The organism is Nocardia uniformis NBRC 13702 (genome assembly GCF_001613345.1).
GTDB classification, from domain to species: Bacteria; Actinomycetota; Actinomycetes; order Mycobacteriales; family Mycobacteriaceae; genus Nocardia; species Nocardia uniformis.
Window position 1 is genome coordinate 300597 of record NZ_BDCE01000019.1, and the last position, 20393, is coordinate 320989.

The 20393-nt window shown below is 65.9% G+C and carries 20 protein-coding genes; 7 read left to right on the forward strand and 13 right to left on the reverse strand.

Annotated elements, in window-relative coordinates; genetic code table 11:
* Positions 1-22: 22 nt before the first annotated feature.
* From rpmF to mrf, 3 genes are read right to left on the reverse strand one after another with little or no spacing between them, the layout of a single operon-like run.
* Positions 23-196: a 50S ribosomal protein L32 gene (gene rpmF, locus NU1_RS06345; protein WP_067518257.1), complete on the reverse strand. Its 174-nt coding sequence runs from the start codon at positions 194-196 to the stop codon at positions 23-25.
* Between the two features lies 1 nt (position 197).
* The gene (locus NU1_RS06350) at positions 198-482 is read right to left on the reverse strand and encodes a type B 50S ribosomal protein L31 (RefSeq protein ID WP_067518259.1); all 285 of its coding nucleotides are present in this window, start codon (positions 480-482) and stop codon (positions 198-200) included.
* Between the two features lie 4 nt (positions 483-486).
* A complete protein-coding gene (gene mrf, locus NU1_RS06355; protein ID WP_067518260.1) occupies positions 487-1815 on the reverse strand; it encodes a ribosome hibernation factor-recruiting GTPase MRF in 1329 nt (442 codons plus the stop codon).
* Between the two features lie 100 nt (positions 1816-1915).
* Here mrf and rpmB point away from each other — a divergent pair, with 100 nt between their 5' ends.
* Genes rpmB through rpsR form a run of 4 tightly spaced genes read left to right on the forward strand, consistent with a single transcriptional unit; the run spans position 1916 to position 2929 of the window.
* Positions 1916-2152 (forward strand): 50S ribosomal protein L28, encoded by a 237-nt coding sequence (gene rpmB, locus NU1_RS06360; protein WP_067518262.1) that lies wholly within the window; start codon positions 1916-1918, stop codon positions 2150-2152.
* A gap of 11 nt (positions 2153-2163) precedes the next feature.
* The gene (rpmG, locus tag NU1_RS06365) at positions 2164-2334 is read left to right on the forward strand and encodes a 50S ribosomal protein L33 (protein ID WP_029931154.1); all 171 of its coding nucleotides are present in this window, start codon (positions 2164-2166) and stop codon (positions 2332-2334) included.
* A gap of 1 nt (position 2335) precedes the next feature.
* The gene (gene rpsN, locus NU1_RS06370) at positions 2336-2641 is read left to right on the forward strand and encodes a 30S ribosomal protein S14 (RefSeq protein WP_067518263.1); all 306 of its coding nucleotides are present in this window, start codon (positions 2336-2338) and stop codon (positions 2639-2641) included.
* Positions 2642-2674: 33 nt separating this feature from the next.
* The gene (rpsR, locus tag NU1_RS06375) at positions 2675-2929 is read left to right on the forward strand and encodes a 30S ribosomal protein S18 (protein ID WP_067518265.1); all 255 of its coding nucleotides are present in this window, start codon (positions 2675-2677) and stop codon (positions 2927-2929) included.
* A gap of 443 nt (positions 2930-3372) precedes the next feature.
* Here rpsR and NU1_RS06380 read toward each other — a convergent pair whose 3' ends face one another.
* Positions 3373-4281: a hypothetical protein gene (locus NU1_RS06380; RefSeq protein WP_067518267.1), complete on the reverse strand. Its 909-nt coding sequence runs from the start codon at positions 4279-4281 to the stop codon at positions 3373-3375.
* 458 nt (positions 4282-4739) lie between these two features.
* Between NU1_RS06380 and NU1_RS06385 the strand changes: the two genes are divergently transcribed.
* Positions 4740-6803: a BTAD domain-containing putative transcriptional regulator gene (locus NU1_RS06385; RefSeq protein ID WP_084521031.1), complete on the forward strand. Its 2064-nt coding sequence runs from the start codon at positions 4740-4742 to the stop codon at positions 6801-6803.
* On the forward strand, positions 6800-8197 hold the full coding sequence (locus tag NU1_RS06390) for a cytochrome P450 (RefSeq protein WP_067518271.1): 1398 nt from the start codon (positions 6800-6802) through the stop codon (positions 8195-8197). Before NU1_RS06385 ends, NU1_RS06390 begins: the two co-directional genes overlap by 4 nt.
* Here the strand turns inward: NU1_RS06390 and NU1_RS06395 are convergent.
* The 3 genes from NU1_RS06395 to NU1_RS06405 all read right to left on the reverse strand — a co-directional run bounded on the left by NU1_RS06395 (position 8157) and on the right by NU1_RS06405 (position 10508).
* Entirely contained in the window at positions 8157-9230 is a 1074-nt protein-coding gene (locus NU1_RS06395; RefSeq protein WP_212761340.1) for a UDP binding domain-containing protein, read from the reverse strand. The genes NU1_RS06390 and NU1_RS06395 overlap by 41 nt on opposite strands.
* Before the next feature lie 107 nt (positions 9231-9337).
* Complete coding sequence (locus tag NU1_RS06400) at positions 9338-9817, reverse strand: SRPBCC family protein (protein WP_067518275.1); 480 nt, start codon at positions 9815-9817, stop codon at positions 9338-9340.
* A gap of 133 nt (positions 9818-9950) precedes the next feature.
* The gene (locus NU1_RS06405; RefSeq protein ID WP_067518277.1) at positions 9951-10508 is read right to left on the reverse strand and encodes a LysM peptidoglycan-binding domain-containing protein; all 558 of its coding nucleotides are present in this window, start codon (positions 10506-10508) and stop codon (positions 9951-9953) included.
* 206 nt (positions 10509-10714) lie between these two features.
* On the opposite strand from NU1_RS06405, the gene NU1_RS06410 reads away from it, so the two are divergent.
* A complete protein-coding gene (locus NU1_RS06410) occupies positions 10715-11173 on the forward strand; it encodes a hypothetical protein (RefSeq protein WP_067518278.1) in 459 nt (152 codons plus the stop codon).
* 271 nt (positions 11174-11444) lie between these two features.
* On the opposite strand, the gene purH is transcribed toward NU1_RS06410, so the two are convergent.
* The 6 genes from purH to sucC all read right to left on the reverse strand — a co-directional run bounded on the left by purH (position 11445) and on the right by sucC (position 19744).
* Positions 11445-13037, reverse strand: a complete 1593-nt coding sequence (gene purH, locus NU1_RS06415; protein ID WP_067518423.1) for a bifunctional phosphoribosylaminoimidazolecarboxamide formyltransferase/IMP cyclohydrolase — start codon at positions 13035-13037, stop codon at positions 11445-11447.
* A 46-nt stretch (positions 13038-13083) separates the two neighbouring features.
* Positions 13084-13803 carry a phosphoribosylglycinamide formyltransferase gene (gene purN / locus NU1_RS06420; protein WP_170264197.1) on the reverse strand — a complete coding sequence of 240 codons (720 nt, stop codon included), beginning with the start codon at positions 13801-13803 and terminating at the stop codon, positions 13084-13086.
* Positions 13804-13807: 4 nt separating this feature from the next.
* Positions 13808-15358: a cell division protein PerM gene (locus NU1_RS06425; protein WP_067518282.1), complete on the reverse strand. Its 1551-nt coding sequence runs from the start codon at positions 15356-15358 to the stop codon at positions 13808-13810.
* 937 nt (positions 15359-16295) lie between these two features.
* A complete protein-coding gene (locus NU1_RS06430) occupies positions 16296-17345 on the reverse strand; it encodes a DUF5336 domain-containing protein (RefSeq protein WP_067518284.1) in 1050 nt (349 codons plus the stop codon).
* A 267-nt stretch (positions 17346-17612) separates the two neighbouring features.
* On the reverse strand, positions 17613-18527 hold the full coding sequence (sucD, locus tag NU1_RS06435; protein WP_067518286.1) for a succinate--CoA ligase subunit alpha: 915 nt from the start codon (positions 18525-18527) through the stop codon (positions 17613-17615).
* Between the two features lie 14 nt (positions 18528-18541).
* A complete protein-coding gene (gene sucC, locus NU1_RS06440) occupies positions 18542-19744 on the reverse strand; it encodes an ADP-forming succinate--CoA ligase subunit beta (protein WP_067518288.1) in 1203 nt (400 codons plus the stop codon).
* Between the last annotated feature and the right edge of the window lie 649 nt (positions 19745-20393).

The window sequence follows — 20393 nt, forward strand, 5'->3', positions numbered from 1 at the left end:
TGTCAGCGCCGCGTGTCGCGCCTTACAGCTTGTCCAGGTCGATCAGGCCGCGGTGCACGGCCTGGACCAGTCGGCGCGGCACCTGATGCACCACACCACCGACCTTGACCGGCACCAGATCGGGCGGCGTCGCCTTCCACTGCGACCGGCGGCTGTGGGTATTGGAACGCGACATTCTCCGCTTCGGAACAGCCATCTCAGTTCTCCCCTTCTCCGGTCGAATTCGCGCCGGCGCGCTGACGCTTGCCATAGCGGCGCTCGAACTTCTCCACCCGGCCGGCGGTATCGAGCAGGCGCTGCGCACCGGTCCAGAACGGATGCGAATCCGAGGTCACGTCGACCACCAGCAGCGGGTAGGTATTGCCGTCCTCCCATTCCACGGTCCGGTCCGAGGTGGCCGTGGATCGGGTGAGGAACTGCTTGCCGGTGTTGTTGTCCTGGAAGACCACCGGGTGGTAGTCCGGGTGTAACCCTGCCTTCATCGCATTACCTTTCGTTGGAACGGTTGTCGTTGGGGGTTTCGGTGCCGACCGGCGCACCGGTCGATTCGGTGGATTCGCACGGGTCCTCGTGCCACTCACCGAAGGGGTCCTCCCACTCCGCGACCCGCTCCGGGGCGCGCTGCACCAGGCGCAGCTCGGCCTCGTCCACCAGTGCCCAGTGCAGGGCCTGGCGGATCTCATCGGGATCGGCGTCGTGCGCGAGGATCACCAGGGAGATATCGCGGTCGCCGAAGTCCTCGTGCCAGCGCATCGCGGCCATCGCGCGCCGATCCGGATCCGCCTGTGCCAGTTCGTCGTCGGTCATGGCGGCCAGCCAGCGGCCCGCACCGCCGACCCGCAATCCGCCACCGGCGGATTCCAGCCAGACCACATCATCGGGCTGGGTGGCCAACCAGATGCGGCCGCGAGCACTGACCACGCCCTCGAACAGCACATCCAGTGCGGAATGCAGCCGCTCCGGATGGAACGGGCGGGCGGTCGCGAATTCGATGAGTGTCACACCGTGATCGGTATCCAGCGGAGGTTCGCCGCGCAACAGCGGAGCGTGCGCGTCGTAGATGCGGCCGCGCCGGGCGTCGGTGGGAATCTGGTCGAGCAGCGCGCGCAGATCGCTACCGCAGCAGCCTTCCGGGTCCGCTACCCAGAGCACCGGCGCGAGCGGCACCAGGCGTTCGAGTACCGCCGCCATGCGCTCCCGGTCCGGCGGATCGACCGCTGCCGTCTCGAAAGCGATGACGGCATCGGCGAATTCGACCTGTCCCACGGCCAGCTGCGCGACGGTCCGCTCATCATCACCGTTCACGTGTATGCGGTCGGCGAGGCTTTCGTCGCCGGTGGCATCGGCCAGCCAGTCCCGCGCGTCCACGCAGGTGAGGACGGCTTCGACGCGCACACTGCGGCCGGCCGGGCCGTCCACGCGGCCGTGTACGCCGGTGACCACGACATGCTGAATGGCATGGCAGACCGCCTCGGCCTCGAAGGCCGGGTCGAGCGCGAGCACAATGCGGCGCACCGAATCCCGTTGCGCCAGTAGACACAGATACGGCAGCAGATCGGCGCGCAGGGTGCAGGAGAGGCAGCCGTGCGCGAGTTCCAGCACGGTCACGCTCTCGCGCCCCTCGCTGTGCACGGTGCGACGGACCACGCCTTCGCGCAATTCGCCGAGATCGTGCCGGACCACGACGGTGCCCGGCTCGGCCAATTCGCCCGCCACCTGGTCCACACCGGCGGCGGCGCGGCCGGGCAATCCCGCGACGACCAGCACGGGGGTCCTGCGATCACGCTCGGGTGAGCGCTGGGTGGGCACCACCATCACCTCTTTCGACAACGATTTTCATTTACCGAGAGGTAACGGTACATTGTCGAACGAGTGTTGTCGAAAACGATTGTCATAAACAACTGGAGGGAGTGACATGTCGGCCATCTGCCAGGTCACCGGACGCAAACCGGGATTCGGCAAGTCCGTATCGCACTCGCACAAGCGGACAAACCGGCGTTGGAACCCCAATATCCAGCGCAAGACCTACTACCTGCCCAGTGAGGACCGGCGCATCACGCTGACCGTCTCCACCAAGGGCATCAAGACCATCGACCGCGATGGGATCGAGGCCATCGTGGCCCGGCTCCGTGCGCGCGGCGAGAAGATCTAGAGAGGCCGGAGATGGCATCGAAATCGACCGAACTGCGTCCGGTCATCAAACTCAAGTCCACCGCGGGCACCGGGTACACCTACGTCACCCGGAAGAACCGCCGCAACGACCCTGACCGGATGGTGCTCAAGAAGTACGACCCGGTGGTGCGCAAGCACGTCGACTTCCGCGAGGAGCGCTGACATGGCCAAGAAGTCGAAGATCGAGAAGAACGAGAAGCGCAAGCTCATCGTGGCGCGCTACGCCGTCCGACGCGCCGAACTCAAGGAACTCATCCGCAAACCCACCACCCCCGATGCCGATCGAGTGGCGGCACAGGCGGCCCTGGCCAAGATGCCGCGCGATGCCAGTCCGGTACGCTTGCGAAATCGGGATGCCGCGGACGGACGCCCGCGCGGTCACCTCCGGAAGTTCGGTCTCTCGCGTATTCGTGTACGTGAGATGGCACACCGGGGAGAACTGCCCGGTGTACACAAATCGAGTTGGTAAGCACCCCCGTCTCGTGAGTAAGGAACCGCTGATATGGCAGTGAAGCGAGCACCGTCGAAGAAGGTCCGTGCCGAGCAGGCCCGAAAACCCAAGAAGAACCCCCTCATCTCCGCGGGTGTGGAAACGGTCGACTACAAAGATGTGAACCTGCTGCGCACGTTCATCTCCGACCGCGGCAAGATCCGCAGCCGCCGCGTCACCGGCCTCACCCCGCAGCAGCAGCGACAGGTCGCCGTCGCCGTGAAGAACGCGCGCGAAATGGCGCTGCTGCCGTTCACGAGCAAGTAGACGCTGACTCACCCCTTGGGCGATGAAAGCTGAGCACCCCCGATGATTTCGCATCGGGGGTGCTGTTCGCTTGAGGCAGGGCCGAACTGGGTGGTTCGCAGGGCGATGTCGGCCCTGTCCCTGATATCTCGGCACGACGCGTCGTCCCGGCATGTTTGCACCCCCGTCATCCCGGCGGGGTGTAGCTCTTTTGTAGGGATCAGCTGAGCTGCGGAGATGCTGTTGGGGCTGTTGTGGTTGGTGGGTGTTGGCTCTATCGTCGAGGTGGGGGTTCGCCGGCGTCGAAACCAGTGTGCAGAACTAACTGCGAGGGCAGTAGCGCGCACCCCGGGCGAGTAAACCCAGCATCCACAAGTGGCGTTTGGCGTCCGGCGAGTTCGGATGTCCGGGTTCTCGCAGCCGGAAGCTTCGGTGGTGGAAGTGCATTCTGGAGTCGCTCGCTGTCAGTATTGGACCGAGCCGCCCCACTCGGCCGTGGCACCGCCCACATCCAGGGTTTGCGGTTCGATGTCTCCCTCCGGCAGCACCGGCGGCTGCTGTTCGAGGGCTGCCAGAGCCTCGGCGCCGCCGGGTTGCTGACGGATCCAGTGCTCGACAGCGATCCGTGCCGTGTTCAGTTCAGTGACATCGACCATGGCATCGCCGACCCGGTCATCCAGCCCTGCACCGCCGGCGAAACCACTGACCCTGAACGTATTCGAGTCCACGAACTCCACCGACGCACCAACCTCGCCTTCCCCTGCCGGGGTCCGGTATCCGACAGTTACCGCATGCCCGGCGGGATTGCTGAAGTAGTGTCCATTGGCGGCGAATCCGGGTGCCAGCGGGCCAGCATCGATATTGCCTGCGAGTTCGGTGTGTGGTCCGGTCATCTCCACGACCGGGGCCGCCGGGGCGGACTCCGTTCGTGGCGCTTGCCAAGCCGTCTGCGGGGGCGTTTCTTCTTCCGTCACGCCGGCGTCCGGGGACGCAGCGCTGTGGTCGTCGGCTTCCCACTCGGGATCAGTGTCCTGCGGCGTGTCCCCGTTGTCGCCGGGTACCGGCAGTGGTGCCTGCCGAGGTGGCGTAACACCGGGCTGTTGCGGCGTGGCCAGCTCCGGAGGGGTCGCCTCGTCGTCGGGTGTCTGCGGGGGAGTGACGCCCGGTTGGGTGGGTCCGGATGGATCCAGTGGCCGATCGCCACCTGCACCCGGCTCGTCGGGCGAGGTGACGCCGGGCTGCGAGGGAGTCGGCGAGTGCTCCTGCGCGGCAGCCGGGACCCCGACGAACGTTGCCAGTGCTACCGCGGTGATCAGTGAACAAGATCCATGCACCAGCACTCGTCGTGTGTGCGCTGGTTTGCGATGTTTCATGTGCACACCTTCCTTTCCGAGACGAGGTGCGACACCTGTGTGTCTACGATGCCACTGGAGGCGTGCTGCGACAATGCTGCTCATCCCATCTTAGGGAAGGCTTGATATTCGATCGTCCGCCTGATAGCCGATATGAAGCTCAGTTCCCTCCTTCGCGTGAGATTGCTGAAGGTGGCGACGGGCCGTACCTGCTCCTCGAAGCGATGTGGTTGCGCGGCATGCTGCGACGGGCCGATGGGTTGGCCGGCAGCGAGCTCGGTACTCCGCCCGGCTACGCCTCGCGGGGCCGATGGCTCGCACTGGCACCGCACGGTAGCCGAAGGGACTGTAAAACAACGGTGTGATGCCTGACCGATAGCCGTGTTCGCTGATGTGATGGTGGGGCAAGTAAGCGGCGGCTTCGGATCTCTGCCCAAGTAGTGGCCACTTTCGTGCTCGAGAGGATAATGGCTGTGTCGATGGCTGTATCTGGCGATCTCGCCGGCAGTGTCCAGTACTTCCGGCAGCGTGCCGGTCTCAGCCAACGCGCGGCCGCGGAGCTAGAGGGATTAAGTCTCGGCGGTTTGCGTGACATTGAACAGGGCCGAGTCGTCCGCCTGCGGGCTTCGACGCTGCGCAAGCTTGGCGAGGTATTCGGACTGTCGCATTACGAGATCAACGATCTGGTACATCAGGCGGGTATTGAATACGGCCAGGTGAGCGGGCTGAAGGTCGAGATATTGGGATCGTTGCGGATATCGGTGGATGGCAGACCGATCGGTCCCGGATCCGAAGCTCAGCACGTACTACTGGGGCTGCTCGCGCTGACCCCGAACGTGTCCGTGCCTCGCGGCGCACCGGTCGATGCGCTCTGGAACGTGCGGCCGGCCTACGGCACTGTGGACCTGCTGCAGGCAAGGGTATCCCGGCTTCGACGGAACTTTCAGCCGACCTCGGGCGACCAGGACGGGCCACAGCCGATTCCGGCGACCCGCACCGGCTATCAGCTCACCGTGTCCGAGTATCAGCACGATCTACTGGCGTTCCGTCGGCTCGTCACCCGCGCCAGACACGCCCGCGGTGACGGGGACCTCGACGCGGCGTGCGATCTGTTCGCCGACGCTATCGCCCTGTGGCGCGGCGATCCGCTCGACGGCATCATCGCATTGCAGACTCATCTGACCGTGTTGGCACTCATCCGCGAATACCGGGCAGTTGTGGTCGAATACGCCTCTACTGCAGTGGATTTGGGGCGATACCACGACATGTTGCCGTTATTGCAGCAAGCGGCCGAGGCCGATCCTCTGCACGAGTTGTTGCATGCGGCGCTGATGATCGCACTCGCAGGCTGCGGGCAGCAGGCTGCCGCGCTCGACATCTTCAACGCCCTGCGGCGGCGCTTGGTCTGGGAGCTTGGCGCCGATCCCAGTTCCGAACTCACTGCCGCCTATCAGCGTGTCTTGCGGCAGAAGGTAAGCCGGCCGGAGTCCATACCGATACGCGCACAGCATCAGTTGCCGCCGGATATCGCTGACTTCACCGGTCGGCGAGCCGAGATTCGGCAACTGTCGGGCGGCTTGTCCGACGGCAAAGCAGACACCTCGGTACCCATCTTCGTGATCAAGGGGATGGCCGGTATCGGGAAGACACGGCTCGCAGTGCATGTCGCGCACCGGCTGTGGCTGGGTGGTCGTTTCGGTGACAGCCAGCTCTATGTGAACCTGCGTGGCCATGATGTTCAACCACCCGCGAACCCTGCGTCGGTCCTGGCGACGTTCCTCCGACTGCTCGGCGTGCCCGGTGAACAGGTCCCGCCCGGCTTGGACGAGCGAACGGCCATGTACCGGGACCGATTGTACGGCCGCGACACCGTGATAATTCTGGACAACGCCGCGTCGGACGATCAGGCGCTGCCGCTCTTGCCTGCCGGTCCTGCCAATCTTGTGCTGCTCACCACCAAGCGAACATTGGCACTCGACGGTGCCAGAACGTTGCTGCTGCCGACATTCACCCCGGCCGAGGCGGACGAGGTGTTGATCCGCGCGGTGGGCGCCACGCGGGTTCAGGCCGAACCGGATGCGACCCGCAAGCTGGGGGAGTTGTGCGGCCATCTCCCGCTGGCATTGGCACTTGCCGCACACCGGCTGCAATCCCGGCCGGGCTGGACAATCGCGGATTTAGCCGATCGGCTCGAGAGTGCTGAGGATCGGCTCGACGAGTTCGCTGCCGGAAGCAGGCCGCTGCGGTCGGAATTCGAGCTGTCCTACCGATCGCTCGGAGCAGCCGAACAACAGGCGTTTCGGCTGCTGGGGCGGCTACCCCGCGACGTCTTCACCGGTGACTCCGTTGCCGGTCTGCTGCAGACCACCTCCTCGTGCGCCAGCCATCTCCTGGACCACCTAGCCGACGAGAACCTGCTCACCGCGGTGGCACGGAACCGCTACCGACTGCACGGTTCGCTCGCCGACTACGCGTTCTCGTTGCTGCCTCGTAGGCATCGCACCTATGTCCACAGATCGCAACTATTGGGAGCATGCGAATGACAATTTCGCCGACGAATTCCGGGGTTCAGCTTCCTCATCCGCCCAAGCGACTGCCACTGCTGGGCGATGTGCTGACCACCGACTTCGCCAAGCCTGCGCAGAGTGTTCTGCGGTCGGCCCGGACACTCGGACCGGTCTTCCAGCATTCCGTCTTCGGATTCTCGACCATCATTGTCGCCGGAGCAGCGGAAATCGACGAAGTCAACGACGAGTCCCGATGGCGGAAGTTCGTCGGCCCACCGCTGATGAAACTACGTCCGATCGCGGGAGACGGCGTGTTCACCGCATTCGACGACGAGCCGAACTGGAGGAAGGCGCACAACGTGCTTGTGCCCGCTTTCACCAAGTCTGCGATGAGCAACTACCACAGCACCATCCTCGACACCGTCCGAGAGTTGGTCGAAGCGTGGTCGGATCTGGGACCGACGTGGGTCGATCTGCCCGAGTACATGAACAGGCTTGCCCTCGAGGTGATGGCCCGCGCCGGGTTCAGTCACTCGTTCAGTTCGATGAGCGATCCGAATCCGGGGCCGTTCATCGGTGCCATGCTCCGCGAACTGCGATTCGCTATGCGCCGGACCGATGTGTTGCCGTGGTTCGAGCGGACCTTTCTGGCCGGGCGCCTGCGTCGGCACCATGCGGATCTGGCCTACGTGAACCAGGTTGCAGACGAGATCATCGTCGCGCGCCGTGCCGCCCCGTCCGCGCGTCCTCGCGATGTCCTCGATTTGATGCTCACCAGCGTTGATCCGCAATCCGGTGACACACTCGACATGACGAACATCCGATACCAGATTCTGACCTTCCTCATTGCCGGTAGCGAAACCTCTGCGAATGCAATATCCTTTGCGCTCCACTATCTCTCGCGCAGTCAGGAACTGGCCGAGCAGGTGCGTGCGGAGATAAGTGAACACTGGCCGGGCCGTGACTTTCCGGACATTCGATACGACGAGGTCGCGAAGCTGCGCGGGCTGCGCCGAGTGGTAGACGAAACCTTGCGGTTGTGGCCGACCGCGCCGGGCTATTTTCGCCAGGCACGCTGTGACACAGCGTTATCCGAGGGACGCTACTCTGTTCGGACCGATGATTGGGTTCTGGTGTTCTTGCTTGCGGCACACCGTGATCAGGTTTGGGGACCGGACGCCGATGTATTCAATCCGCACCGTTTTGCCCCGGATAAACTGCGTAGTTTGGGTCCGCGTGTGTACAAGCCGTTCGGGACCGGTCCACGCGCCTGCCTCGGTCGCCAGTTCGCACTACACGAGATCATGGTCACCCTCGCGGTGATTCTGCACCAGTTCGACCTAGAACCGGATCCGGACTACCAGCTGGACGTGGTCGAAACCGTCTCGGTCAAGCCCGTAGGTCTGCGTCTTCGGTTCCGCCGCCGCTGAGGGCGGTAGAACAGTTCAAACAGCCCGCTCGACCGAGCCCGCGAACGGTCCAGCCGGCAGCTCGCCAGGAATCGGTCGGCAGCACGTTGCGTCCGTCGAGAATGCGTGCGTGGCTGACGGTTTCGGCGAGAGCTGCCGGATCCAGTTCGCGGTACTGCTTCCAGTCGGTCAGATGGAGCACGATGTCGGCGCGCTCGCATGCTTTGCTGACCTCGCGCGCATAGTCGAGTCCGGGATGGGACGCACGCGCATTGTCGAGCGCTTCGGGATCGTGCACGCGCACCCGGCCGCCGCGTTGCTGAATCGCGGTCGCCACGCTGAGTGCCGGGGAGTCTCGGACGTCGTCGCTGTCCGGCTTGAACGCCGCGCCAAGCACCGCGACGTTGCGTCCGAGGAACGATCCCCCGACAAGCTGCCGAGCCATCTCGACCACGCGTTCGCGGCGACGAACGTTGATCTCGTCGACCTCTTTGAGAAAACCCAGCGCCTGACCGACGCCGAGTTCACTCGCGCGAACAATGAAGGCGCGGATATCCTTGGACAGGCAGCAGCCGCCGAAGCCGAGTCCTCGGTACCCCGCAGCAGCAGCACTCGTACACTGCGGCACGGGCACGAGGTGATCGACGGCCAATTTCTGGACCTCGTCCAACGCTCCGGGTGAACTGTTGGAGTGATCGTCGACTACCACGACCTCGTAGCCGTTCCGGAGAAGTTCCACGCATGTGTGGCTGCCGATGAATCCGGCTCCGCCGGTGGCCAGTGACCATGCTTCGCACTCACTTTCCGAAACAAACAGGACCGTCGCCGCGGCGGCGGGAGGAACCGTGAGGACGGCGATCAGCAGCGGCGCGGCGACCTTCTCGATGCCACGACGAAAGCTCACCGGAGCGGATGCCGCAGCTTCTGCCGCATGCAGCAGGCACACCGCGAACGTCACGCCGGTATAGACCACCGCACCCGATGTGCAGACGAAGACGTAACCCACGTGCGCACTGGACAGCTCGCCGATCAGCGCGGCGGCCGTCAGCAGCACACCGAGCGCGGCATAGGCGGCCGACAGATCACCGAAAGATCCCGGCACTGCCCCGTCACGGCGAAGGGGATTGGCGGTAGCGCGATCTCACGCTCCCGTTACGAGCTTCAGCCTGCCTGTTCGGCGGCTCTGACGGCGCGGGCGAGGGTGGCCGTAGCGTAGCGACGCCACAGCGGCGCGACGATCAGACGGACCACCCAGTGGCGGCCGGGGCGCGGGTGGAATGAATACGTCCAGCGGACAAGGGAATTGCGGCCCGCGGTGGTGAAGGTCCACTCGCCGTCCACCTTGGTGACGAGGCGGCGCATCATGCCGGTGAAATCGCCCAGCTCGTAGGCGAAGTGGCGGGCGCGGGTGTAACCGGTGAGTTGTTCCCGGGCGGTGGAGCCATCGGTCAGGAGTACTGTTCGGGCACTGCCGGGGGTATCCCAGGGGCCGGATTGATCGCGGACCGCGCGGACACCCGGCAGCGGTCCCATTCCGGTGAAGATGGTGGTCAGATCGATCGGCGCGATCACCTCCATGGCGGTCGCCGCCGAAGTGGCACACGGGGATTCGACGGTAACCGGGATGTATCCGAGGCTCATGCCGCCCCATTGTGCCCCGGAAGGCGTTCGGTCGCCGGATTCCGGTGTCACCCGTCCGCTCTGTCTCGAAATGCACTGAACCCCGGCGCGAAACGCGCCGGGGTTCAGTACTCGTACTGTCGTGCGGCCCGAATTACGGGATGGTCAGCACCTGGCCGACACCGATCATGTCGGGGTTGCCGATCCCACTGGCCGCCGCGATATCGGTGTAGCGGTTGCCGTCACCGTAGTACTGCTCGGCAATGGCCCAGAGGGTTTCGCCGGGCGCGACGGTGTGGGTGCGTGCCGCCGGAGCCTCGGGGGGCGGGGGCGGAGTGTCTTCCACCGGTGCCGCTTCGGGCTCGGCCTGGATCGGGTTGTCGGTATTCGAGCCCGACGACCAGAGCGCCTTGCCGTCCTTGCTGTACAGCACGACATTGCGGTCGGGCTGGACGACCAGACGATCGGCCTCCCTACCGTTGGTCTCGGTGGACCACGCGGCGCCGCCGCCCTTGTACAGCACGAAATTGCCGTCCGCCTGCAATACGGCCCGCTCGACACCCTGATCATGAGTGCTGGTCGACCAGACAACGGTGCCGCTCGGCTCCGACAACACAAGGTTGCCATCATTCTGCAGAGTCAGGGTGTAAGCACCACCCTTCAGAGACTGACCGAGCCCAAGTTCATCGCCTACGTGCAACGCGTCGCCCACGGTGCGTCCTTTCGGAGGGGGGATCTTCGGTAAATCGATGGCGCGAGAACTGCATTCGCACATCTTCCCCCGAGGCTACTGCTCAGGAGTGGGTCGTCGGGGAGATACGCGCCGCATCCGATGAGATTTTGACGACCCTTCGCCAGAAGTTCGCCAGCCCATCACATCGAGGGTGTGGCAGCGGTCGGGCGGTTAGGGTTGAGGCCATGCACGGGAATTGGGGACGCCGCCTCGTCGCGGCCACGGGCGCCACGCTACTGAGCCTGGCCGTCGCGGGTTGTGGCAGCTCGGACGACAGCGGCGACAAGCCGACCACCAGCACCACCTCCGCCAGCGCGACCACACCCACCGAAGCGCCGGAAGGCCAACTGGGCCGGGCCTTCACCGCCGACCCCACCATCGTCAACCCACGCCCGATCCCCTTCGACTCCTGGACCGAACTGGCTCCCGACAAGATCGCGGTGAACTTCCAAACCGGCTCGCCCGAGTGCTACGGCGTGGACGTGACCACCACGGAGACCGACGAAGCGGTCACCGTGGAACTGCGCGGCGGCACCCGCGCGGACGCGGTCGGCAAGATGTGCACGATGATCGCGGTATTCGGAACGCTGGAGATCCAGCTGAAGGCACCGCTGGGTGATCGAGACGTGTTGAGCGCCAAGTAGTTCCACCACACACCGCCCCCACCGCCGCCACCGCCGCCACCGCCCGTCATTCCGGCATGCTTTTGGCCGGGATCCACGCCTGGTCGCACCGCAGCGAATCGTGGTGGACTCCGACCAAAAGCACGCCGGAACGACGAGGGTCGACTCGCCGGACGGACGAGGCGCGCTCGCCGCAATGACGAGGCGCGCTCGCCGCGACGACGAGAGTGCGCTCGCCGGAACGACGAAGGGTCGGTGCGCGGTCCGCGCACCGACCCTCCTCATTCACACCTCAGTGCGCGAAGTGGCGCGCTCCGGTGAAGTACAGCGTCACCCCGGCCTCGCGGCACAGGTCGATGGTGTCCTTGTCGCGGATCGAGCCGCCCGGCTGCACAATCGCCCGGATACCCGCCGCGACCAGCTGCTGCGGGCCATCGGAGAACGGGAAGAACGCGTCGGAGGAAGCCACCGAGCCCCTGGCGCGGTCACCGGCCCGCTGTACCGCGAGATGCACCGCATCCACCCGGTTGACCTGACCCATACCGACACCGACGGACGCACCATCGCTGGCCAGCAGGATGGCGTTCGACTTCACGGCACGGCAAGCGCGCCAAGCGAATTCGAGATCGGCCAGGGTGTCGGCGTCGGCAGCCTCACCGGCGACGAGCTGCCAGTTGGCGGGGCTGTCACCCGCGGCGTCGATGATGTCGCGATCCTGCAGCAGCACACCACCGCTCACCGGACGCAGCTCGGCGCCCTTGCGCTGCGGCGCGTCGGCGATCAGGATGCGCACATTCTTCTTGCGCTGCAACACTTCCACCGCACCGTCGGCATAACCCGGAGCGACAATAACCTCGGTGAAGATCTCCGCCACCTGTTCGGCCATCTCCACACTGACCTCACGGTTGGCCGCGATGACGCCGCCGTACGCGCTCACCGGATCGCAGGCGTGCGCCTTGCGGTGCGCCAGCGCGATATCCGCGCCGACCGCGATCCCACAGGGGTTGGCGTGCTTGATGATCGCGACAGCCGGGGCCTCGAAGTCGTAAGCGGCGCGCCAGGCCGCATCGGCATCGGTGTAGTTGTTGTACGACATTTCCTTGCCGTGCAACTGCTGTGCCTGCGCCAGTCCGGCCGCACCGGACTCATTGGTGTACAGCGCGGCGGCCTGGTGTGGATTCTCGCCATAGCGCAGCACCGACTCGCGGGTCCAGGTCGCCCCGACCCACTCCGGGAAGTACTGTGCGCCTTCGGAATCCGCGTTGACAGCGGGAGCGACGGCCGGGACCGCAACGGAGGTCATCCAGCTCGCGACCGCCACGTCGTAGGACGCGGTGTGCTGGAAAGCCTTGGCCGCCAGTGCAGTTCGCTGCGCGAGGGTGAAACCGCCACCCTTCACGGCGCGCAGCACCTCGTCATAGTCACGGGTATCGACGACCACGGCCACCGAGGGATGGTTCTTGGCGGCGGCACGCACCATGGACGGTCCACCGATATCGATCTGCTCCACACAGTCGTCGACGCCCGCGCCCGAGGCCACGGTCTGGGTGAACGGGTACAGGTTCACCACGACGAGCTGGAAGGCCTCCACACCGAGCTCGACCAGCTGGTCGACATGCTCGGCCCTGCGGGTATCGGCGAGGATGCCGGCGTGCACGCGCGGGTGCAGCGTCTTGACCCGGCCGTCGAGGGTTTCCGGAAAACCGGTCAGGTCTTCGACCTTGGTGACCGGGATGCCCGCGTCGGCGATCTTGCCGGCGGTGGAACCGGTCGACACCAGCTCCACACCGGCGGCGTGCAGGCCGCTGGCCAGCTCGATCAGACCGGTCTTGTCATAGACGCTGACCAGCGCCCGCTTGATCGACTTCAGTTCAGCCGAGTCGATCGATCGTTCGCTGCGCTCAGCTGAGCCTGTCGGTCGTTCGCTGCGCTCACTCACCGGAGAACTCGCTCACTGGGATAACTGCCTTTCGTCCATCGGAGACAATGCCTCGTTCGGCGACGGCGGCGACGACCTCCGCCAACAACCGCCGCTCGACAACCTTGATGCGCTCGTGCAGTGCCGCCTCATCGTCTTCGGGCAACACCGGCACGGCTTCCTGCGCGAGAATCGGCCCGGTATCGACACCGGCATCGACCAGATGCACGGTGCAGCCGGTGACCTTGACCCCGTACGCCAGCGCGTCCCGTACCCCGTGCGCACCCGGGAACGCAGGCAGCAGCGCGGGATGGGTATTGATGATTCGGCCACCGAATTTCTCCAGGAACATCGGCCCGAGGATCTTCATGAATCCGGCCGACACCACCAGATCGGGCTGATGGGCGGCGACGGCCTCGGTGAGCGCGTTATCCCACTCGGCGCGACCGTCGTATTCGGGCAGCGCCACCCGGAAGCTCGCGATCGCGAAGTCGTCGGCATGTCCGGTGGCGGCGCAGTCGCGGTCGGTTCCGACGGCGACGACCCGGGCCGGATAGTCCGGTTCCCGGGTCGCGTCGAGTAGCGAACGCAGCAGCGAACCGGTGCCGGAGGCGAGCACGACAACGGTCGCGGGCGCGGTGGGCGGCACCAGCTGGGCGGGCGTGGGCGTCAGCGCACTACTCCCTGTGAGTCGAGGCGGGGCGGGGGTCGGCGGATGCGAACCACCGCCCAAGAGCCTAACGACCGTCCACCGCACCGGTGTCCGGCAGGTCCGCCTCTACCACTTCGGCGTCCACGATGTCGGAGTTTTCCAACGAATCCGCATGCGGTTGCACGGTGAGGGCGGTCTGCTCGTCCAGTAGTTCGCCGTCCATCTCGACCACCCGTTCATGGCCGTCGGTCGCGTCTGCGTAGTCGTCGAACTCGTCGTCGTAATAGTCGTATTCGCCGTCGGCGTCGGACTCGGTATCGCCGTCGGACTCGAATTCGTCCTCGTACTCGTCGAATTCGTCGTAGTAGTCGTCGTCCGCGTAGTCGGTGTCGGCTACGTCACCACGGCCACCGAGAGCGGCGGGCAGGACAAACCACTGCGCGCAGAACATGCCCACGTAGCCCGGCACGGCCAACCAGACGAAGACCAACACCGTCAGGAGCAGGGCATTCGGACCGATTCGCCCGAACGAGCCGAGTTCACCGCCCGCGAGCGCGCCCAGCAGCCCCAGCAGTACCGCCGCCACACCGGCGGAGGTCAGCGTCGCCCAGGGGGCGGTGGGCCGATCGTCGGTGCCGCGCCCGATATCGAGTCCGCCGAGCACGCCGACCGCCGCGGGCGCGAGCAGCAGCACCGGCCACCACGCCGCCGCCGGACCGAGCGGTACCGCCGCCGCGATCGGAACCGCGGGAATCCGCGCACCCTCGACCGCGAACAGACTCAACGATCCCCCGCCGATCTCGACCGAACCACCCAGCACCACGGCTACGACATCGACGAGCACATTCGGTAGATAGGCCAGCGAGAGCAGCGTCAATCCGAGGAACCCCGCCACATTGCCCGCGGCCTGATACGTCTCGCCGATCCGCGACCAGTGCGCGAGCAACGATATCAGGATGATGATCGCCGCCATCACCAATAGTCGCTGCGCGGCACGCAATCCGGCACGCGCGCCCGGCAGCAGCCAATCCGGCACGTCGATCGGCGCCAAGGCGGCCAGCTTCCGCCACTGCCGACTTCCGATACCCACGGCGGCGGCGAGCAGATGCAATCCGATCACCCAGCCGAAGGCGGCGGAGGTATTGGGCGGCTGCAGGGCCACCACGGCGGCCGCGTCATCGGCGACGGCCAGACAGACCGCCGTAATCAGCAGCGGTCCGGCCAGCGCGGCCCCCACGATCCACCCGAGATCGGCTCGGGTGGGGTCGGATTGGACCGCCCGCGCGCAATCGCGAGCGGCCAGCCAGAACAGCAAGCCGGTCGGGAGCAGCGGGAGCAGGCCCAGCGTGGTCTTACCGATCACCAGCGGAACCTGATGCACGGCAAGCCAACTCGCGGCGATCGCACCCCCGGCCCCCTCGAGACCACTGCCCGCGGCCAAGAGCGCGGCCAGCACCAGCACGACAATGGCCAGCAGTGTCACACTCGACGCCCGCGCCGCGACGAACAGCAGCACCCGAGCGCGCTCCGGCGTCAGCGAACCGAACCCACCCTCGGGCCCGGCCGGAGCCGGAACACGCGGTACACGCGGACCACTGTCACTCAGGCGCGCCAGGGCGGTCTTCGGGGAGCTCATGGAAAACCAGCGTGGCAGCTTCCCCCACAGGCTCGGCTCAGGCGCGCCGCGCGTACGTGCCCGCCGATAGCGGTCGGTCGACGTGCGGCGAGGGGAATCCGCCGGGGCGCGGCGCGGGTCACGAACAGAGCCCGCCGAAGCACGACGCGATCCACGAGCGGGGTCGGCGGGGGTACGCCGGGATCCACGAGCGGAGCCCGCCGAAGCACGACGCAGTCCACGAATAAGGTCGCCGAACCTGCGGCGCGGCTCGCCTCGGGAGTCCGCGCCAGCACCGCGAGGTTCCCCTGCGGAACGTGCCGACGTGCGGCGCGGTTCACGAGCAGAATCCCCGGCGGCACGCCGGGACTCACGGGCGGATTCTGTCGAGGCGGCGCGGCGCGAACCACCGGCGGACCCCGCAGAGCCGCGCGAGAATTCACGAGCGGGGTCCGAGGCGGCGCGACGCGACGCGCGGGCGGACTCGCTGGGCCGACGGCGAGGCTGACGGGCGGACTCGTCAGACCCGCGCGGGGGCTCGCGGTAGGGGCCACCCGGGGTGCGGCCAAGGTCGTCGAAGGAGTCGCCGGAATAGCTTCGCGGCTGGCGGGGAGGTTCTGAACGAGGCACGGTGACAACGACAATCAGCAGCAGGGGCGTGCAATGAGGGGATAACAGCCACCTGTCGTTCCGGCGGGCTTTCGGCCGGAATCCACCTGTGAGCAGAACGTGGATCCCGGCCGAAAGCCTGCCGGGATGACGACAGGGAAGCTGTCGATAGGACAGCCGTTGAGACGACAGGGTGACCGGTCGAGCGATACGAGGTGACCGGTCGAGCGATACAACAGGTAGCCGGTCGGTACAAGGTGTCAGATCGCGAATCGGGCCCGAATGACGAACGGCCCCCGGTGATCTCCACCGGGGGCCGTCCTTCACATCAGTTGAGCATCCGGTCGGACTACTTGTCGTCCTGTCCCGGGCGGAATGCCTTGGTGGCGTCAGCCGACGGATCGGCGCTCTGCTCACCACCGAACGGCTTCTCCTGGCCGCCACCGAAACTCGGTGCGCCACCGTACTGCTGGCCACCGAAGTGCTGGGTGGCACCCTCCTCCGGACGCGGCTGCGAGCCGGTGCCGTACGGGGACTGTCCCGGCTGCTGACCGTAGGACGGCTGCTGGCCGTAAGACGGCTGCTGCGGCTGCTGCGGCTGCTGCCCGTAGGCCGGCGGCTGGCCGAAGCCACCCTGCTGACCGTACGAAGGCTGCGACGGCTGCGACGGCTGGGACGGCTGCTGCTGGTACTGCGGGCCGGTGCCCTGACCGTACGACGGCTGCTGGCCGTAGGACTGCTGCGGCGCCTGGCCGAAACCACCCTGCTGGCCATAGGACTGCTGTCCGAAGGACTGCTGGCCGCCCTGGCCGTATCCGCCCTGCTGACCCGGACCACCGAAACCCGGCTGCGGGGCGGGCTTGGGCGCGGGCGCCTTCAGGATCCCCAGTTCGAACAGCAGCGCCACGATGGCCGTTGCCGCCTGCGCGAACGCGAAGAACAGGATGACCCAGCCGCCCCACTTCATGGTGGAGTACTCGCCGAGATTGAACGACTGGAACAGCAGGGTCAGGAATGCCGCCAGCGAGGCGGCGGCCGCGATGGAGGTCCAGTTCTGCTTGGTCACCAGCGACAGACCCGCGAGCAGACCGGCGAACAGCAGCACGGTCAGCAGCGCGGCGCTGCCGGATTCGAAGAGGTTGAAGGACTGGTCGCCGCCCACCGTGGTGCCGGCTACTTCCCTGGCCTTATCGCCGACGTAGGGCGCGAAGCCGAGCAGGAAGGTGAGTACACCGAGCGCGGCGACACCGATAGCGAGGAAGAACGGCAGTCCCTTGCCCGTCGCGGCCGTGGCGCTCGATCCGGTGGACGGTCCGGCGGACGGCTGCTGACCGAAGCCGGGTGTAGAGGGCGTCGGCGCGGGCGTGTTGTACCCCGAGCCCCCGGTCGGGTATGACATGTCGTCGTCTCCTATCGAGTAGTTCACGAACAGCGCTGGCTGTTCCCCCGACGCTACTGCACCGGACCGCCCGGGTCATCACCTACCGCTGGCCGCGACCGGCGCGTATGCACCGCATCCTGACCGTTATACCCGGTTTGCCCGAGCCTAATCGCTTGGGCGACAATGAATTTCGTTTGGAAGCAGCAAAGGCCGCCCTCCGTTCGGAGGGCGGCCTTCACAGGAAACTTACAGCTGGCGGGAACCCGACAGCTGGCCAGCCGTGATTCAGGCGCTGACGCTGGCCTTCTCGAGGATCTCGCGAGCCAGGGCGGCGGTCTCGGACGGCGTCTTGCCGACCTTCACACCCGCGGCCTCAAGGGCGTCCTTCTTCGCCGCGGCGGTACCCGACGAACCGGAGACGATGGCGCCCGCGTGGCCCATGGTCTTACCCTCGGGGGCGGTGAAGCCCGCGACGTAGCCGACGACCGGCTTGGTGACATTGGCCTTGATGTAGGCCGCTGCCCGCTCCTCGGCGTCGCCGCCGATCTCACCGATCATGACGATGAGCTTGGTCTCGGGGTCCTTCTCGAACGCCTCGATGGCGTCGATGTGGGTGGTGCCGATAACCGGGTCGCCGCCGATGCCGATGGCAGTGGAGAAACCGAAGTCCCGCAGTTCGTACATCATCTGGTAGGTCAGGGTGCCGGACTTGGAGACCAGGCCGATCGGACCCTTACCCGCGATATTGGCCGGGGTGATGCCGACGAGGGCCTCACCCGGGGTGATGATTCCGGGGCAGTTCGGGCCGATGATGCGGGTCTTGGTGCCCTTCTCCACGTTGTAGGCCCACGCGTAGGCGGAGTCCTGCACCGGGATGCCCTCGGTAATGACCACGAGCAGCGGGATCTCCGCGTCGATGGCCTCGATAATGGCGTCCTTGGCGAACTTCGGCGGCACGAAGGCGATGGAGACGTCCGCGCCGGTGGCCTTCATGGCCTCTTCGACGGTGCCGAAGACGGGCAGCTCGACGGCATTGCCGTCCTTATCGGTGTGCGACACGGTGGTGCCGGCCTTGCGGGCGTTGACGCCGCCGACGACCTGGGTGCCGGCCTTGAGCATCAGTGCGGTGTGCTTGGTGCCCTCGCCGCCGGTGATGCCCTGGACGATGACCTTGTTGTCCTTGTTGAGGAAGATCGACATTTTGGTTCGTGTCCTTACTTGGCGGCGGTGTTGTTTCGACCGACCTGCAAGCAGTCGGAAGCGGCCAGTTCGGCGGCCTTGTCGGCGCCTTCGTCCATGGTCTGGGCAAGCGTCACCAGCGGGTGCGCGAAGTCGGCGAGGATCCGTCGACCCTCCTCGACCTTATTGCCGTCCAGACGGACGACCAGCGGCTTATTGGCCTCGGCGCCCAGGGTCTCGAGCGCACCGACAATGCCGTTCGCGACGGCGTCACATGCGGTGATGCCGCCGAAGACGTTCACGAAAACGCTCTTGACCTGCTCGTCACCCAGGATGACGTCCAGACCGGCGGCCATGACCGCAGCCGAGGCGCCGCCGCCGATGTCGAGGAAGTTGGCGGGCTTGACGCCGCCGTGGTTCTCACCGGCGTAGGCGACCACGTCGAGGGTCGACATGACCAGACCCGCGCCATTGCCGATGATGCCGACCTCGCCGTCGAGCTTGACGTAGTTGAGGTCGTTCTCCTTGGCCTTGAGCTCCAGCGGATCGGTGGCGTCGATATCGGCGAAGGCCACGTGATCGGCGTGCCGGAACTCGGCGTTCTCGTCCAGGGTGACCTTGCCGTCGAGGGCGAGGATCTGGTTGTCGGGGGTGCGAACGAGGGGGTTCACCTCGACCAGGGTGGCATCTTCGTTGACGAAGACCTCCCACAGCTTCTGGATGGTCACGGCCGCCGCGTCGAGAATGTCGGCGGGCAGGTGGCCCTGCTCGGCGATGGAGCGCGCGAAGGCCAGGTCCACGCCCTTGACGGCGTCGACCGGCACCTTGGCCAGCATCTCGGGCTTCTCGACAGCGACCTCTTCGATCTCCATACCGCCCTCGACCGAGCACATGGCCAGGTAGCTGCGGTTGGTGCGATCGAGTAGGAAGGAGATGTAGTACTCCGACGCGATGTCCTTGGCCTCGGCGACCAGGATCTTCTTGGTGATGTGGCCCTTGATATCCAGGCCCAGGATGTTCTGCCCGTGCGTGAAGGCGTCCTCCGGGGTGGCGGCGTACTTCACGCCTCCGGCCTTGCCGCGGCCTCCGGCCTTGACCTGAGCCTTCACCATGACCGGCTTACCGATTTCCTCCGCGATCGCGCGGGCTTCCTCAGCCGTGTCGGTGACGCGGCCCTCCGACGAAGGCACTCCGTGCTTCACGAAGAGTTCCTTCGCCTGATATTCGAAGAGATCCATGTACTCACCGTCTCGTCTGCGTTGTGGTGACAACGTCTTGGTTGGCGGCCCGTCGTCGGCCCGTAGCGACTGCTTGCAGATCGCTGGAAAGGGTCAGCGGGTTGGGTCGGACTCTAATCAGTCACATGGAGCGGAAATCAGCCGCATACAGCCTAAGTGGCGCAGGTCACGGTACAGTCTCCGGAGCCGAAAAACCGCTGGGTATGGCTACTCATGAGTAGCTTTTTGACCACGCGGCAGCTAGGCGGGCAGAATCCCGAACGGCGAAACCGACTACGACGTTTTGTAGTTGACACGACTCACCGGGTTACCCACCCCACAGTGAGGGAATCCCGGAAGGTAACGTGAGGAATGTCACACCAGCGCGGCGCGGAGGGTCCATCGCTTGCCGACCCGCAATCGTTTCGTTACCGTCGTTGCGGTCGATGTCACAGCACGGTCACGACAGGAGGACGGCAAGCTTGACGCAGCACAGCGCTCCGCAGGTAGTGAGCCGCCCCGCGGCAGACCCTTTGACACGGAACTCGATTCGACATCAGCGAGTTGAACGCGGATGAGCGACGGCGTATCCCCCACTGGACGTCGTTCGCGGGCCAATCGGTACCGCCACGATGATGAAAACTCCGGCGGTTCCGGACATTTCAGTCAG